General features: G+C 65.0%; 15 protein-coding genes. 8 read left to right on the top strand and 7 right to left on the bottom strand.

The features are described from left to right. Positions 1–10 precede the first annotated feature (10 nt). Complete coding sequence (locus AC3FMM_RS01220; protein WP_488685999.1) at positions 11–1,009, bottom strand: Bug family tripartite tricarboxylate transporter substrate binding protein; 999 nt, start codon at positions 1,007–1,009, stop codon at positions 11–13. Positions 1,010–1,184: 175 nt separating this feature from the next. Beyond that, positions 1,185–2,219 carry an AraC family transcriptional regulator gene (locus AC3FMM_RS01215; RefSeq protein WP_488685998.1) on the bottom strand — a complete coding sequence of 345 codons (1,035 nt, stop codon included), beginning with the start codon at positions 2,217–2,219 and terminating at the stop codon, positions 1,185–1,187. Between the two features lie 130 nt (positions 2,220–2,349). Between AC3FMM_RS01215 and AC3FMM_RS01210 the strand changes: the two genes are divergently transcribed. The 4 genes from AC3FMM_RS01210 (at position 2,350) to AC3FMM_RS01195 (ending at position 6,545) form a co-directional block, all read left to right on the top strand. After that, entirely contained in the window at positions 2,350–3,405 is a 1,056-nt protein-coding gene (locus AC3FMM_RS01210) for a beta-keto acid cleavage family enzyme (protein WP_488685997.1), read from the top strand. A 95-nt stretch (positions 3,406–3,500) separates the two neighbouring features. Then, positions 3,501–4,325 carry an SDR family NAD(P)-dependent oxidoreductase gene (locus tag AC3FMM_RS01205; RefSeq protein ID WP_115712230.1) on the top strand — a complete coding sequence of 275 codons (825 nt, stop codon included), beginning with the start codon at positions 3,501–3,503 and terminating at the stop codon, positions 4,323–4,325. A 23-nt stretch (positions 4,326–4,348) separates the two neighbouring features. Then, positions 4,349–5,089, top strand: coding sequence for a carboxymuconolactone decarboxylase family protein (locus AC3FMM_RS01200; protein ID WP_116313443.1), 741 nt, complete (start codon positions 4,349–4,351; stop codon positions 5,087–5,089). A 76-nt stretch (positions 5,090–5,165) separates the two neighbouring features. Beyond that, on the top strand, positions 5,166–6,545 hold the full coding sequence (locus AC3FMM_RS01195) for an MFS transporter (RefSeq protein WP_488685996.1): 1,380 nt from the start codon (positions 5,166–5,168) through the stop codon (positions 6,543–6,545). Positions 6,546–6,688: 143 nt separating this feature from the next. On the opposite strand, the gene AC3FMM_RS01190 is transcribed toward AC3FMM_RS01195, so the two are convergent. The 3 genes from AC3FMM_RS01190 to AC3FMM_RS01180 are packed head-to-tail and all read right to left on the bottom strand — an operon-like array spanning position 6,689 to position 8,238. Then, positions 6,689–6,853 carry a hypothetical protein gene (locus AC3FMM_RS01190; protein WP_488685995.1) on the bottom strand — a complete coding sequence of 55 codons (165 nt, stop codon included), beginning with the start codon at positions 6,851–6,853 and terminating at the stop codon, positions 6,689–6,691. Next, the gene (locus AC3FMM_RS01185; RefSeq protein ID WP_488685994.1) at positions 6,834–7,304 is read right to left on the bottom strand and encodes an SDR family oxidoreductase; all 471 of its coding nucleotides are present in this window, start codon (positions 7,302–7,304) and stop codon (positions 6,834–6,836) included. Before AC3FMM_RS01185 ends, AC3FMM_RS01190 begins: the two co-directional genes overlap by 20 nt. A 37-nt stretch (positions 7,305–7,341) precedes the next feature. Beyond that, on the bottom strand, positions 7,342–8,238 hold the full coding sequence (locus AC3FMM_RS01180) for a LysR family transcriptional regulator (RefSeq protein ID WP_488685993.1): 897 nt from the start codon (positions 8,236–8,238) through the stop codon (positions 7,342–7,344). Between the two features lie 113 nt (positions 8,239–8,351). On the opposite strand from AC3FMM_RS01180, the gene AC3FMM_RS01175 reads away from it, so the two are divergent. The 4 genes from AC3FMM_RS01175 to AC3FMM_RS01160 all read left to right on the top strand — a co-directional run bounded on the left by AC3FMM_RS01175 (position 8,352) and on the right by AC3FMM_RS01160 (position 12,590). After that, positions 8,352–9,359, top strand: coding sequence for a Bug family tripartite tricarboxylate transporter substrate binding protein (locus AC3FMM_RS01175; protein ID WP_115712223.1), 1,008 nt, complete (start codon positions 8,352–8,354; stop codon positions 9,357–9,359). 20 nt (positions 9,360–9,379) lie between these two features. Then, positions 9,380–10,423: an Ldh family oxidoreductase gene (locus AC3FMM_RS01170; RefSeq protein WP_115712221.1), complete on the top strand. Its 1,044-nt coding sequence runs from the start codon at positions 9,380–9,382 to the stop codon at positions 10,421–10,423. 21 nt (positions 10,424–10,444) lie between these two features. Next, complete coding sequence (locus AC3FMM_RS01165; RefSeq protein ID WP_116313438.1) at positions 10,445–11,176, top strand: ABC transporter substrate-binding protein; 732 nt, start codon at positions 10,445–10,447, stop codon at positions 11,174–11,176. Positions 11,177–11,414: 238 nt separating this feature from the next. Further along, complete coding sequence (locus AC3FMM_RS01160; protein ID WP_488685992.1) at positions 11,415–12,590, top strand: hypothetical protein; 1,176 nt, start codon at positions 11,415–11,417, stop codon at positions 12,588–12,590. A 149-nt stretch (positions 12,591–12,739) separates the two neighbouring features. Here AC3FMM_RS01160 and AC3FMM_RS01155 read toward each other — a convergent pair whose 3' ends face one another. Both AC3FMM_RS01155 and AC3FMM_RS01150 read right to left on the bottom strand, forming a co-directional pair. After that, a complete protein-coding gene (locus AC3FMM_RS01155) occupies positions 12,740–13,984 on the bottom strand; it encodes a complex I 51 kDa subunit family protein (RefSeq protein ID WP_326347840.1) in 1,245 nt (414 codons plus the stop codon). Positions 13,985–14,003: 19 nt separating this feature from the next. Beyond that, on the bottom strand, positions 14,004–15,653 hold the full coding sequence (locus tag AC3FMM_RS01150; RefSeq protein WP_488685991.1) for an FAD-binding protein: 1,650 nt from the start codon (positions 15,651–15,653) through the stop codon (positions 14,004–14,006). Between the last annotated feature and the right edge of the window lie 7 nt (positions 15,654–15,660).

Genomic DNA, 15,660 nt, shown 5'->3' with positions numbered 1-15,660 from the left:
GGCGGCGCCGCTATTCCGGCCTGATGCCGTTGACCTTCACCACGCTGGCCCATGTGGCATAGTCGTTGCGCACCGTGCGCGCGAACTCGTCCGGCGTGGTCAGCGGCGGATCGGCCATCATGTTGAGCTGCTGGAAGCGTGTGGCGAGCGCCGGCGAGCGCAGCGCCTTGTTGATCTCGCGGTTCAGCGTCACGACGATCTCGCGTGGCGTGCCCTTGGGCACGAATAGCCCGTACCAGCCTTCGTTGGTCATCGGGAAGCCCTGCTCGGCCATGGTCGGGACATCGGGGAACGCGGGCGCGCGGTGCTTGCCGGTGATGCCCAGCGGCCGGATCTTGCCGCTCTTCACCAGCGGCACCGAGGTGGTGATGTCGACGAAGGCGATCTTCAGCACGCCGCCCTGCAGATCGGTCAGGATCGGCGGCACGCCCTTGTAAGGCACATGGGTCAGGTCGATGCCGGCCAGCGTATGCAGCTGTGCCATGGCGAGGTGGCCGCCCGAGCCGACCCCCCAGCTGCCGTAGTCATACTTGCCGGGCCGCGCCTTGACCGTTGCCACGAAGGACTTCATGTCCTTTGCCGGGAAGTCCGGCGCGACCACCAGCAGCACGCCGCCGGAGCCGATCTGCGCGACCGGCACCAGGTCCTCGACGATGTTGAACGGCAGCTTCGGCTGGATCGCCTGGTTCATCACGGTGGCCGAGGCGCTCGCCAGCAGCACGGTATGGCCGTCGGGCTGCGCGCGCACGACGGCATCGACCGACAGCTGCCCGTTGGCGCCGGGTTTGTTGTCGACCACCACCGGTTGCTTCAGCGCTTGCGAGATCTGTTCGGCGAACACACGGGCCAGCACGTCGGGGCCGCTGCCTCCGGGGCTCGGCACGACCATGCGGATGGGGCGCGAGGGCCAGTTTCCCTGCGCGAGAACGGGGGCGGCTGCCAGCGCGGTGGCGGCCAGTACTGCGAAATGCCATGCGCGCTTGCCGCGGCATGTCGGGCTTGATTTCATATTGTCTCCATAAGCCCACGCCGCTTCTGTGAATGGCGATGCCCCTGGGTCGAGAAGGCATCGGAGGCGTGTGTGCACCGGGATTTTGCGCACGATCCGGCCGCGAAAACCAATGAAATAAAACTGCGGAAGCATAAGCGATTGGTCATGCCGGCACGGTGCACCGTGCGCGGGCTCAATCGCGATGCAACGTAAGCCGCGGCCTGCGGCGCTCGCCCGCGCGCACGGTGCCGGGCGCGACACCCTGCCAGCGGTGGAAGGCCTTGTTGAAGCCCGCCTGCGTCTTGAAGCCGAGAGCCCGCGCGACATCGCCAAGCGGCATGTCGGTGTGGCTCAGCAGCCGCCGCGCCAGCGCTTCCCGCTCTTCGTCCAGCAATTGCGCGAACGAGGTGCCGTGGTCCTGCAGGTGGCGATGCAGTGTAAAGCGATGCACCGCGAACAGCGATGCCAGCCGCGGCGCGCTGCATTCGCCCAACAGCATCAGGTCGCGGATCGCCTGCCGGGCCTGGCCGAGAAAATCCGGCGCGACATGCGATTCCAGCTCGCTCAGGTAGCGCACCACCGAGGATTCGACCGCCTCGTCTACCACGCCGCAGCGCTGCTCCAGCGTGCCGGCCGGGAACACGAATTCGTCGCGCGGCTGGCCGAAGCGCACATCGGGTCCGAAGTGCGCGACAAACGGCGCCAGCTCCGGCGGCGGCGGGCGCGACAGCGAGACCGCCGCGGGCAACCAGTGCTTGCCGAGCATCAGCCGGAACATCTGCAGGTTGGCCGCGAGGTAGGCGGTCAGCAGTTCGTCGCGGCCCGCGAAGGCGCCGTCGATTTCGATCGAGAAGACCGCATAGCCTTCGCGCACGGTCAGCGCCGTATCGATGCCGCGGTACCAGATACGCCCGTAGCGCAGCAGCCCGTCCACCGCGTCGCGCACATTGCGCGAAGAAAGCAGCAGCAGGCGCAGCGGCCCGGCGTTTTCCATATTGGCGCGGGCGCCGACCTGCACCGCGAATGTGGGCCGGCCGGAGGCCTGCGCCGCATCGGCCAGGATGCGGCCGCAAAGCGTCAGCGCCACCGGCGCCATGGGCTCTTCCAGGGCCGCCGCGCCGATGCCATGGCGGCCCAGCAGCGGCCACGGGTCGGCGCCCTGGGCCCGCAGCACCTCGACCACCCGGGCAAGCGTGCCGACCGGGACCGAACGGCGCTCGGGCTTCATGGTTCGGGTTTTCACCAGATGTGACAAATGGATAGGAAATAGTGACAACAGGATAAACGCAGCATGCGCCCGGCGTCCAGAATACCTGCATCGCCCCCGTGCAAAGGGCGTCACCATCAGGAGACTATCCATGCATTTTCTCGACGACAGCCTGCTTCCCGAAAACCAGGAAAAACTGGTGATCCAGGTCGCACCCTATGGCCCGCAGTGGCTGCCCTCCGACTCGGACGATATCCCGGTGAGCATGGACGCGCAGATCCAGAAGGCCGTCGATTGCTACAACGCCGGCGCCACGGTGCTGCATGTGCATGTGCGCGAGTCGGACGGCAAGGGTTCCAAGCGCCTGTCGATGTTCAACGAGATGCTGGCGCGCCTGCGTGAAGCCGTACCCGACATGGTGCTGCAGGTCGGCGGCTCGATCTCGTTCGCACCCGAAGGCGAAGGCAAGGCCGCCGAGTGGCTGGACTACGACACCCGCCACATGTTGGCGGAACTCGATCCCAAGCCTGACCAGGTCACGATCGCGATCAACACCAGCCAGATGAACATCTGCGAGATGCTGACCGCCGACGACGTGCAGGGCACCATCCTCGAGAAGCCCGAGTATCTGAAGGCGTATAGCGAGATGGTGGTCGACTCCAAGCCGTCGTTCTTCATCGAACACCTGCAGCGCCTGAGCAAGGCAGGCATCCAGCCGCACTTCATGCTTGGCCACGTGGCGCAGCTGGAGACGGTCGAGCGCCTGATCCGCAAGGGCCAGTACCGCGGCCCGCTGATCCTGAACTACGTCGCCATCGGCGGCGGCGCTGCGGGCCTGCACCCGGCCGACATGATCGAGTTCGCGCGTCGCACGCCGGACGGCGCGGTGCTGACCATCGAAAGCGCGATGCGCGCGGTGCTGCCGATGAACGCGATGGCGATCGCGCTGGGCCTGCACGTGCGCGTGGGCATCGAGGACAACCTGTGGGGCCGCAAGGGCGAGCGCATGACCTCGGTGCAGCAGATCGAGCAGACCGTGCGCCTGGCACGCGAGCTCGGCCGCGATGTCGCCGACGGCAAGGAAGCGCGCCGCATCTACAAGATCGACGAGTGGTACGACAGCGCCGACGAGACCATCCGCCAGCTCGGCATGGCGCCGAACCGCAAGCCGGGGCAACGCGGCTTCACGGTGCCGGGCTGCGCCTGAGTGCAGCCATCCGCCACGGCATGCGCCTTGCCTTGGCCGCGCGTGCCGTCGGCATCCGAACACAGCCCCTCCTTGCAGCAACCGAGCAACCGATCATGAAACTGACCAACAAGATCGCCGTGGTGACCGGCGTCGGCCCCGGCCTGGGCCAGGGCATCGCCGTGGCGCTGGCGCGCGCCGGCGCCGACCTGGTGATCTGCGACATCGACCCCGCTTCGCTGGCCGCGGCGCGCGAAGCAGTCCTGGCCGAAGGCCGGCGCTGCCTTTCCGTCGTCTGCGACGTATCGTCGAGCCAGCAAGTGGCCGACATGTTCGCGCAGGCGCGCGAGACCTTCGGCACGGTGCATATCCTCGTCAACAACGCCGCGCTGACCCCGAACCGTCCGGTGGACACCGAGCGCCGCAACCAGCTGTACGCCTACCTGCAGACGCCGGTGCCGCGCGCGTCGCTCGGCTTTACCAGCGAAATCACCGACGAGGAATGGCTGCGCTACTGGGGCGTGAACGTGCATGGCACCTTCTACTGCACCCGCGAGGCGTTGCGGCTGATGCAGCCGCAACGCTACGGCCGCATCGTCAATATCGCGTCGATCGCCGGGATCTCGTCCCGCAGCGCGCACAGCCCGCACTACAGCGCCACCAAGGGCGCGGTGGTTGCCTTCACCCGTTCCGTGGCGCTGGAAGTGGCCGGCGCCAACATCTACGTCAACGCGATGGCACCCGGCGGTGTCGCGACGCCCGCCTTCAATCAGTACCTGGAAAAGATCGGCGAAGACGGCCGCAACCGCCTCTGGCAAAGCTGCCCGGCGGGCCGCTTCGGCACCGTCGAGGAATACGCCGCGACCGTGCTGCATCTCGCCAGCGACGAGCACTACCTGGTCGGCCAGGTCATCAGTCCCAACGGCGGTTCGGTCATTTGAGCCCGCCCTATAACCAGACAGCCATGCAACACAATCTGTTTGCCCACTACAAGGCGCTGCGCGATACCGGCGTGCTCGGCGGCGAGCTCGATCCGCTGACCGAATGGGATCCCAGGTGGATTGCCAGCTGGGTCGCGCTGGCTCGCGATGCGCAGGCCGAAGGCGTGCTCGATCCCAAGCTGGTCGCGCTGATTCGCCTGAACCTCGACGTCACCGCCACGCACCTGTACAAGCCGGGCGTATCGCGCCACGTGCGCGAGGCGATCCGGCTGGGCGCCACGCGCGCCGAGATCCTGGAAGTCTTCAAGCTTGCCAGCGTGGTCGGCATCCATGCCTGTGCGGTCGGCGTGCCGGCACTGGCCGAGGAACTGGCCCGCGCCGGCATCCCGGATGAGCCAGTCGCATCAGGCGCGACGCCGGTGTGCGACGCGGTACGTGCCAACGGCATGTTCAACCCGCTGTGGGAAACGCTGTACCGCTGGGATCCGCAGTACCTGGAGAAATTCCTGGCCATGGGCTTCGGCCTGTGGACAGACAACATCCTGCCGCCGCTGTGGATCGAGTTCCTCTGCATCGCCGGCGATGCCGCGATCACCCACATGTACGGCCACGGCACCCAGCGGCATATCGAAGCCGCGTTGCGCCTGGGCGCCACGCGCGCGCAGATCCTGGCGGTGCTGAAGATCGTCAGCCTGCAAGGCATCGAGGCCTGCGAACTCGCGGTGCCGATGCTGGACCGCGCCACGCGCGAAGCCGCGGCCTGACCCCGCCGCCGGCTTCTCTCCCCTTTCCCATAAATGGGAGAGGGGAGACAACACTTGCAATGCCCAGGAGTACCAAGTGCAACCACTCGCCCCCGCCTCTGCCATGCCCTCGGCACCGCCGCACGATGCCGTCTCGCTCGCCGCCCTCTACCGCAAGATCACCTGGCGGCTGCTCCCGTTCCTGTTCGCGGCCTATGTGCTGAACACGATCGACCGCATCAACATCTCGTTCGCCAAGCTGCGCATGGGCAGCGACCTGGGTCTCTCGGATGCGGCCTATGGCATCGGCGCGGCGGCCTTCTTCGCCGGGTACATCCTGTTCGAGGTGCCCAGCAACCTTTATATGCAGAAGACCGGGGCGCGCCTGACCATTACGCGCATCCTGCTGCTGTGGGGCCTGGCGACCGTCGCCACCAGCCAGGTCAATTCGCCCGAGGCGCTCTATTTCGCGCGCTTCCTGCTGGGTGTGGCCGAAGCCGGCTTCTTCCCGGGAGTCATCCTGTACCTGACCTACTGGTTCCCCGCACAGCGCCGCGGACGGATCACGTCGCTGTTCCTGATGTCGGGCACTTTCGCCGGGATGATCAGCGGTCCGCTGGCGGCAGCGATCATGCTGCACCTGGATGGATGGCTGGGCCTGCGCGACTGGCAGGCGCTGTTCGTGGTGGAAGGCCTTCCGGCGATGCTGCTCGGCCTGGTGGCCTGGCGCTACCTCGACGACAGCCCCGCCCAGGCAAAGTGGCTCACGCCCGCGGAAAAGGCCATGCTCGCCAGCGACCTTGGCAAGGAAGTCCAGGCGCGCCGGCACGGCGGCATCCTGGCGCTGCTCAGGGATCCACACATCTACGTCATCGGCCTCGCCTTCCTGTCGATCTATGCCTGCACCAACACCATCGCCTACTGGATGCCGACGCTGATCCAGGGCTTCGGCGAGGCGCACGTGTCGCGCATCGGCTGGATCTCCACGCTGCCCTATGTACTCGGGCTGGTAACGATGTACCTGCTGGCGCGCAGCTCAGACCGCCTCCTGGAACGGCGCTGGCACGTGGCGGGTTGCCTGCTGGTTGCCGCCGCCAGCTTCCTGCTGATGGGCCTCGCGCGCGGCGAACTGGTGCCGGCGGTGGCATGCATGACGGTCGGGGCCGCCGCGTGCCTGGCCGCGCTGCCGGTGTTCTGGACGATTCCGCCGGCGTACCTTGGCGCGCAGCAGGCGCCCGCCGGCATCGCACTGGTCAGCAGCCTGGGCGGCGTGGCGGCCTTGCTCAGCCCGATCGCGGTGGGCGCGATCAAGACCCACACCGGCGACCTCTATCTTGCATTCGAACTGCTGGCTATCCTGCTCGCAACGGGAGCGGTCACGCTATTGCTTGCGCTGCCGGCGCGGCTGCTGGAACGCGGCAGCGGATCTCGCGAAGGGTGTCACGAAGCCGAAGTCAAGTCGCCCCAAAGAGCATAGTGCCGTCATTGGAGGTGGGAAACTCTGCGCGGCGCAACAGCGGGAGCCAGTCAGTCTCAGCACCAGGCATCGCAGCAACGAGGCGACGGGAGATCGAGCGCAGTGCGCCGCTAGTTCGGTTGCTTTCACCCCCGCCTTCCCAGTCAACCCGACCTCACCAGATTCAGCGCCGCCAGCGGTCCTCCAGGAAACTGCTGCTGCCTTCCGCCCGCATCGAGCGAACCGAGATCGATGCCGAAGAATCCAAGACGATCGATCAACCTGGCCACCTCGACCTTGGCATTGGCATCATCGCCGGACAAGAACATCACGCGCCGGGCACGAGGTCTGCGGCAGCTTCGACCAGTTCACGGCCACCAGCACGATCTCCTGCGCTGCGGCTTCCTCGCGCGTGCCAGGGCGAATCGAAGGCCCGATTGCTTTCACGGCATCGCCCAGCGTTTCAGGCCCACGGCTGTTGGCGACCACCGCCTGGATGCAGGCTGCGTCCGGGCCGGCGAGGAATGCCACGACGCCGGCAATCTCATGTGGCTGCCCATATCGGCCCAAGGCAATGCCGGGCCCTACGATCTCGCTGACCGGGCCGCCGGCGGGATTCATATCGGTGTCGGTCGGGCCAGGATGGACGGTGTTGACCGTGATGCCTTTCGGCCCCAGATCACGCACCAGACTGCGATTGAAGCCTGCGATCGCACCCTTGGTCAGCGTGTAGAGCGAGGCCGTGGGAAACTTACCGAGCGACCCTGGGTGCTCCGACACCGGTCACTTGCACTGCAGTAACTTCGATGCCACGCGCCTAGAGTTTTGCTGTTCCTCTTCGGATCAGCATGTCAAAGAGAATCTGCGCGGCCGGCGCCAACGGGCGTCCTCGACGCGAGATCAATCCCAACGTTCGAGTTATGGCTGGGTCAGTCAGCGGGATCGCAAGAAGACCACTGCCGGACTTCGGCGGCAAAGCCATTCGAGGCACAACACCGATTCCCAGGCCGGCCTGGACCAGGCTTACCAGGGCGGGAACGTGATTTACCTCGCAGTACCAGCGCGGTCTTACCTGCAGCCGCGCAAGGGCCTGGTCAATCAGGAAGCGATTGCCGCTGCCTTGCGCGAGCGTAATGTAGTCAAAACCTTCAAGGTCTTTCCATTTGACGCTTTTTCGCGAAGCTAACGGATGCCCTTTGCGACAGGCGACAACAAACGCCTCTTCAATCAAAGGGCAGAATTCGATGTCTGGCTCCTGCGTCCCGATATAGGTCAGACCGAAATCCGCATCGCCGCGCGCGACTGCGAGGAGGACATCGCCCGAAGACTCGTCAATGATGCGGAGTCTTATCCCCGGATAGCGCTCGTGATACGGCCCCACGACCGAGGGCAAGAAATGGCCTACCGCAGACGGTACGCAAGCAAGCGTCACCTCGCCCGACAGCCGCTCGGCAACGGTCTGGATGCCGAGCATGGCCTCTTCAAGCTCGTTGATGACATTGCGCGCCTTGTGCACAAACATGCGGCCCAGGGTAGTCAATTCGACCTTCCGGGTGGTCCGCGTGAAAAGCGCAACGCCAAGCGCCTCTTCCAATTTATCGACACGACGCGACAGTGCCGACTGCGACAAGAACATCGCATCGGATGCTGCCTTGAAGCTGCCCAGATCGGCTACGGCCAGAAACGCCCGCAAGTCCGCCAGATCGAAATTCATGTGCTCAACGCAAGAATACTTGTGATATTTGCACTTTACACCGGAATCCGGCGAGCGTGATCATTCGCGGCACGGACAGAACAAAACGCTGTCATGACCAAGCAGGAGACACAATGCCCAACAAAGTACGAGAGCCGGTACGGCGCATGCCGCGCCGTGCCGCCCTTGCCGCCCTCGCGATCCCGCTAGCCGCTTTACTGATCCCCGCACATGCGCAGACCTGGACACCCGTCAGGCCGATCCGGCTGATCGTCCCGTATGGACCCGGCGGAAGCTCGGACGCCATTGCCCGCGCGATCGCGGCAGAGATGTCGAAGGGTCTGGGCCAACAGATCGTCGTGGACAACAAGGGCGGTGGCCAGGGTGTCATCGCCATGCAGGAAACCGCGCGCGCCGCGCCTGACGGATACACACTGGTCCTTGGCCACGTTGGCACGCTTGCCGTCAATCCCGCCATGATGCGCAAGCTTCCCTACGATCCTCTGAAGGACTTCACGCCGGTGACATTGCTCGCGAAAGTGCCGATGGTGTTCGCGGTCGGGCCTACCGTCCATAGCGATTCCATCAAGGCATTCATCGCCCAGGCCAAGGCGAAGCCTGGCGCCATGACATACGGATCGGCGGGCAACGGGAGCGCTGGCAACGTCGCCTTCGAGATGCTCAAGCAGGCCGCGCATATCGATCTCGTGCACGTGCCTTACAAGGGCACCGGCGCCCAGATTACCGACTTGCTGGCCGGAAACATTGACGCCGCATCGGCGGGCCTGGCAGGGATCCTGCAACACGCCAGGGCAGGCAAGCTGCGCATCCTCGCGGTTGGATCGTCAAAACGCCTCACGCCGATTCCCAACGTTCCCACCATTGCCGAGGAAGGCTATCCCGGATTCGAAAGCTCTCAGTGGTTTGGGCTGATGGCGCCTGCGCGCACGCCCACGCCGGTTGTCAGTCGTCTGCATGCCGAGGCAGTAAAGGCCCTGGCCAGCCCACTGGTGCGACAGCGACTTGCAGAGGACGCAAGCACGCCTGTCGGTGCGGGCAGCGCCGAATTCACGTCATTCATTCGTACCGAGCAACAACGCTGGGGCACCGTCGTCCGCAGCGCGGGAATCCAGGCCAACTAAATCTTCAGAGAATATCCAGCATGCAACAAGATCGAATCACGGTATCCGAAGCCGATCTCCGTCAGCTCGGAACACGCGCGTTCCAGGGCCTCGGCCTGGCCGAACATGACGCCAGCGATGTCGTTGACATCCTCGTACTGGCAGACCTCTTCGGGCTCAGCACCCATGGACTGTCTCGCATTGAATCCTATGGCGAACGACTCCGGTCCGGCGGTATCTCGGCACGCCCCACCATTACCGTCGAACGCGCCGCGCCGGCGCTGGTAAAGGTCGATGGCGGCAACGCGGTCGGTCCGCTCGCTGGCATGAAGGCGCTGCGCGCCGCCATGGAAGTCGCCGGAGAATTCGGCATCGGCATGGCCTTCGTCCGGGGCAGCAATCATTTCGGGCCGGTTTCGCCGTACAGCTACATTGCGGCGCAAGCAGGGTTCGCCAGCATGATTGGCAGCAATGCCACGACGACCATCGCGCCATGGGGCGGAAGCGATGCTCGCCTGGGCAACAGCCCACTGGGCTTCGGCGTACCGGGGCATGACGGCCGCCACTTCCTGCTGGACATGGCAATGAGCGTGGCCGCGCGCGCCAAGATTCGCAATGCACTCAAGGCAGGACAATCCATTCCGGATTCGTGGGCCACCGACGCGCAAGGACGAAGAACCACCGATCCCAAAGCCGCCCTCGATGGCTTCCTGCTGCCGATTGGCGGGCACAAGGGCTATGGGCTGGCACTGATGGTCGATCTCTTCGCTGGATTGCTCTCGGATGCGGCGTACCTGACGCACGTCAAGTCTTGGGTCGATGCACCTGACGAACCCCAGAACCTTGGCCATTTCTTTATCCTGGTCGATACCAGGCGGCTGGGATCGGCGCAATGGCTGGCTGCCCGCATGAAAGACTTTGCAGCCATCCTCCACGGTAGCGCACCGGCCGAGCCTGGCAAGCCTGTCATTGTTCCCGGAGAGATCGAACTGGACAAGCTGGCGCGTCAGCGCGAAGAGGGCATCGCCATGGACCCGGCAGTGAAAGCACTACTGGATCGACATGCGAACGCGAAGACCAACTGAGATTGCACACTCGGAAGCACCATGACAAATGACCATGCACGGCTCGAGCTTGCGCCGACGGGAATCCTTCGCGCATCCATTAATGTGGGCAATCCCATCCTCGCAAACCTCGATGCCGAGGGAAATCCATTCGGCGTTTCAGTAGACCTGGCCGGCGAGTTTGCCCATCGCCTTGGCCTGCCGCTTGAGCTTGTCGTGTTCGATTCCGCGGGAAAGTCGGTCGATGCCGTCACGGCCGAGCAGGCTGACTTCGGGTTCTTTGCCGTCGACCCAGTCCGGGGGGCCGGCATCGCCTTCTCTGAACCCTACGTGCTGATCGAGGGCGCATACCTGGTGAAGCATGAATCCCCCGTCAAGACCAACGATGAAGTCGACCTTGCCGGACGCCGCGTCGTCGTAGGGAAAGGGAGCGCCTACGACCTTTATCTCACTCGTACGCTGAAACATGCACAGATCGTGCGCGCCCCAACGTCTCCATCCGTGGTGCAAACATTCCTGGAAGAAAATGCGGACGTCGCTGCAGGGGTGCGACAGCAATTGGAAGGAGATGCCAGGCGCACTGCGGGCCTGAGGTTGCTGCCGGGCAGGTTTATGGTCATACAGCAGGCAATGGGCCTCCCCAAAGCCCGCAGCGCTGAAGCTGTGGAATGGCTACGGCGGTTCGTCGAGGAGATGAAGGCCTCCGGCTTCGTTGCGGACGCTCTCAGGCGTCACGGAATCGAGGGCGCGTCCGTCGCCGCCGCGAAATCATAGCACTGCAAAAGGCGCTACCGCCGCTCGCCAAGGGGGATTGAACATCGGCCTTTCTTTGCGCTTGGCGAAATCCGGCGCGGGCTGCTGAGCTGGCACGACTGCACGAGAACTTTACAGGGCCGCCATTTCGAAGTCGGCCTGCGAGCATCGCCCGAAGACAGGAAAGTATTTGTCCTCCCGATCCTTGTGCGCATATGCTGAAACCACCACCTCGCAAGCAACTTCCAGGAGTTCCACCATGGCCAATGGCCAGTTGCGCGGCAGCGGCGAAGCCAGGAAGCCCACCATGCGCTGGATCAAGAACCCGGCTTGGGACCTCGTTTGGGTACTGAATGCGCTGTGGTTAGCCCCTCTGGTCCTTCTGCTGGCCTGGGGTCATGACGACGTGCGCGCCAGCCCGGTGGACGGACTGTTTTTTGCCTTTGCAGTACCCCTATGGTTCGGCCACCGCGTCGCGTCGGCCTGGTTGGCCTACGCAACCCCGGCCTACCGTCCTCTGCTCACGACTCAGCGGCTACGTTTCGTAGTGGCCCCGTTGACCATCGCCGTGGCCTGCTTCGCCCTGCTTCTGGCGCCTGAGAGGTTGCTGCCGATCCCGGTGACTGAGCGCGTGGTGTGGCTGGCCGTGCTGGACTACCTGCTGGTGAGTCACCATTTCGCCGCGCAGCATTTTGGGCTACTTAGCCTCTACCGCTCTCGCGCAGGACGAGCATCCGACGCGGTCACGCGACGGCTTGACCGGTGGTTCGCGCTCGTCGTGGGCGGTGGCCTGGTCGTACTGGCAGACGCCTTGGCTGGATCGATAGCCTTCCAGGATCGCTGGGTCGAGCCGCTGCTGGGGGTGGGCTGGTCGGACCTGTTCGCGCGCATACTGCACGATGGCGGCATTGCCTTCGTCATCATCCTGACTGGCCTGATGCTATACGTCGAACTGCGCTCGCAGCGTGCATCGCTGCCGCGCGTGGCCTACGTCCTCAGCGTCTCGTCCATGGTGCTCTTCGCCTTCCTCGCGCGCGACCCGTTCCTGTTCATCGTGCTGTGGAGCGTACAACATTGGAGCGCGGCAATGGGACTCACTTCGCTCGCAGCTTCCGGTAAGGCTCAGGCGCCCGGCACACCTTGGCAGCAACTGCTCGCACCCATCAATCGACGCGGCTGGGCAGTGCTGCTCGTCCTCGCCGTCATCTCCACCTTGCTGCTACCCGTCCTGGAGGTGGAGGCCGTGACCGACGAATACGCCTACGCCGATCGCATCTTCGGCGAGGCGGCGCGCTGGCTGCGCTCCTCGCCTTACGTGCCGGCGCTGCTGGCACTGGGCTTCGCGACTGGCTTCATCCACTACTTGCTGGATCGCGCCGTCTTCCGCTTCTCCTCGCCCGACGTCAGGCAGGCCGCCCGCGGGCTGATCGAATGATGATGCCGCAACCGGCCACTCATGGCTGCGGAGTTGCTGCGGTGTCGCCAGGGGACCGATGTAGCGCCGCCAGGCGATACATGCCTGCATAAGGCATGCGCGCTCACACAGCGCGACGCCCCGCATATCTCGGACGTTCGACGGTGGAACTATGCCATCAGGAGCGCCTCGTATTCCTCCCGAAACTGATTGAGGGAACTGTCTACCACCGTCACGGCGCCATCGATTAACCCGCAGCGACCGCTGCCGGGAAGGATGCGGCAAAGGTTTTCCAACGCTTCCAGGTCCGCGCGAACGCCGCGGCCCGTATCGATCCGGTTGAGCAGGCGCATCAGTTGAAAAGTCCCCCCCTTGCACGGCGGGCACTGGCCGCATGAGCCCTGGGCGAAGAAGCTGACGTACTCCGCCACCTTGCGCACGATGCTGGTCCCTTCCGATACCACGATCATCGCGCCGGTGCCCAGCCGCGAGCCCCGTTGCCGCACGGAATCGAAGTCCAGCGCCACATCGAGATCGCGCTTGGTCAGCAGCGTATTGGACGGGCCACCCGTGAAGACCGCCTTGAACTCCTTTCCCTGCAGCATCCCGCAACCATGCCGGAATACCAGCGTCTCCAAGCTCGTGCCCATCGGCAACTCGTACAGGCCGGGCCGCAAGACGTCGCCCGACAACGAGTACAGCTTGGTTCCCGCGGCATGGCCGACGCCGAGGCTGCGATACCACTGGGCACCGTTGCGCAGGATGCCCGGGACGTGGGCCAGCGTCTCGGTGTTGTTGACGACCGTCGGTGCGCCATGCACGCCGTGCTCGGCGGGAAACGGCGGCTTGCGGCGCGGAAACGGGAATCCTCCTTCGACGCTGGCGATGACTGCGGTTTCCTCGCCGCCGATATACAAGCCTGAGCTGGGTACAACGCGGAGCGATACCGGTCCGCCGACCACCCCTGCCAGCTCGGCGAATTGCGGGTGTGCCTGCCATTGCTGCACCGCCTCGCGCATCGTCGCCAGCGACAGCGGCTGATGGGGGTTGACATACAGCACCACATGGTTGGCGCGGGTAGCGACCGCGGCGATCAGCGCGCCCTCGACCACCTGGTGCGGCGTATGTTCCAGCAGGAAGCGGTCCTTGAACGTGCCCGGTTCGTCTTCATTGCCATTGCAGATGATGTATTTTTCAGCGGCAGCCACCGCAGCGACCGCTGCCCATTTTCTATGCGTCGGGAAGCCGGCGCCACCCATCCCGCGCAAGTCCGCCCGCCTGATCTCGGCAATGATTGCGTCCGGCTCTCGCAGGGCCTGCGCCAGCCCCTCTCCGCCGCCGCGTGCCAGCCAGGCATCCAGGTTGGCGCCGACCCGGATGTCCTCGTTGATCAGAACCTCGTTGAGCTGTTCCATGGCGCGCTCCATGCTCCGCCTACATGGTGCCGCCGACAGCCCGACCCGACGCGCCCGTGTCCAACCCTGCATCGACGCGCAGATCGAAATTCGCGTAGCCAGGGAAGAGCTGGGGGGCCTTGACGTGCAGCGGCAGCCCGGCCAGCGTCAGCTCCCGCTGCCACGCGTGCACGTGGCCAATGCCCGCGCGCGCGCCCATGGCGCCGCGCCCGGCTTGCGCCGCGCTGGCACCGGCGCGCCTGCCCATGCTCAGGATATCGAGCAGCGCGTTGCCCATCAGCCGGTTGCGCCCGTGAATCCCGCCCGTGACCTCGCCCACGCAGTACAGCCCCGGCACGTTCGTCATGCCGTTCTTGTCGATGGCAACGCCACCATTCTGGTAGTGCAGGGTCGGATAGACCAGGAAAGGCTCCTGTGCCGCATCCTGTCCGCACTTGTGCGCAAGATGGCGTAGCGTCACGAGTCGACTGGCAAGAATGCCGGGGTTCTCCATTTCCAGCGTCGGCGTGTCGAGGAAGACTCCAACCCTGCCGCCACGCTCGATGCCGCGCCCCTGCGCGCATTCACGCAGGATCGCCGAGGCCACGATGTCCCGCGGCTTGAGTTCATCGACAAACCTCTCGCCCTCGCCATTGATCAGCTTTGCGCCGGCCGAACGGGCAGCTTCCGATATCAGGCCGCCCGCCAGGTGCGGCGGGTAGGCAATGCCGGTGGGATGGTATTGAAACGAATCCAGCTCGCGCAGCCGCGCGCCGATCCGATAGGCAAGCACCAGGCCATCTGCGGTAGCACCGTAGTGATTGGACGTGGGGAACGCATTCAGGTGCAGGCGCCCCGCCCCTCCGGTTGCAAGAACCACGGCGCGCGCGCGTACCAGCATGAAGGTGCGCCATTCGAGGTTGTAGATCACCGCGCCGGCGCAACGCCCCCGTTCGTCGGACAGCAATTCGACCACGGGGCAGCGGTTCCACACCGCGATTGCGGGTTCCAGGTCCACCGCCTCGCGCAACACGCGCATCATCTCCAATCCGGTGTAGTCCCGGTAGGAGAGGATGCGCGCGGCCGACGCCCCGCCGGGCTTCTTGCGCAGCAGATTGCCACCCAAGGGCCGGTCCTCCTCCTGGTCAAACATCATACCTAGCCGGATCAGCCAGCGAATCACGTCGGGCCCGTCCATCACCATCTGGGCGACCAACTCGGGCTCGCCGCAGAAATGTCCGGCGCGCAAGGTGTCCTCAAAGTGCAATTGAGGGCTGTCGTCCTCGCCGATGGCTGCCTGGATCCCGCCTTCTGCCATCACGGTATTGCTGTCACCGAGGCGCAGCTTGGTGGCGAGAACCACCTGCGCGCCCTGCTTGGCCGCGCTAAGCGCCGCTGCGCAACCGCCACCACCCCCGCCGACGATCAGCACATCTGTGGAGACAAGTTGCGCGCCAGCAATATCGACGTCGTCGATCAGCGCGTTGGCTTGCAGATATCGGGCGAGATCCGGCTGACAAGGCTCGCCGCGATTGACGCCTGCGCCCAGCACCACGCGTGCATTGGGGCCGTGGTCGGGGTGATAGCCCTTGAGCAGTTCGTCGGCGGGAATGTCGTCGCCGCGCATCGTTGGCGCCGTGCCGGGACGGTAGCGCTTGCGCGCGTCTTCGTAGGGGATGCCAGCCGGCATGATGGTT

The organism is Cupriavidus sp. 207A1, assembly GCF_057798955.1.
Note: the sequence above shows the minus strand (reverse complement) of the source record. Positions and strands in the feature narration are given on the sequence as shown.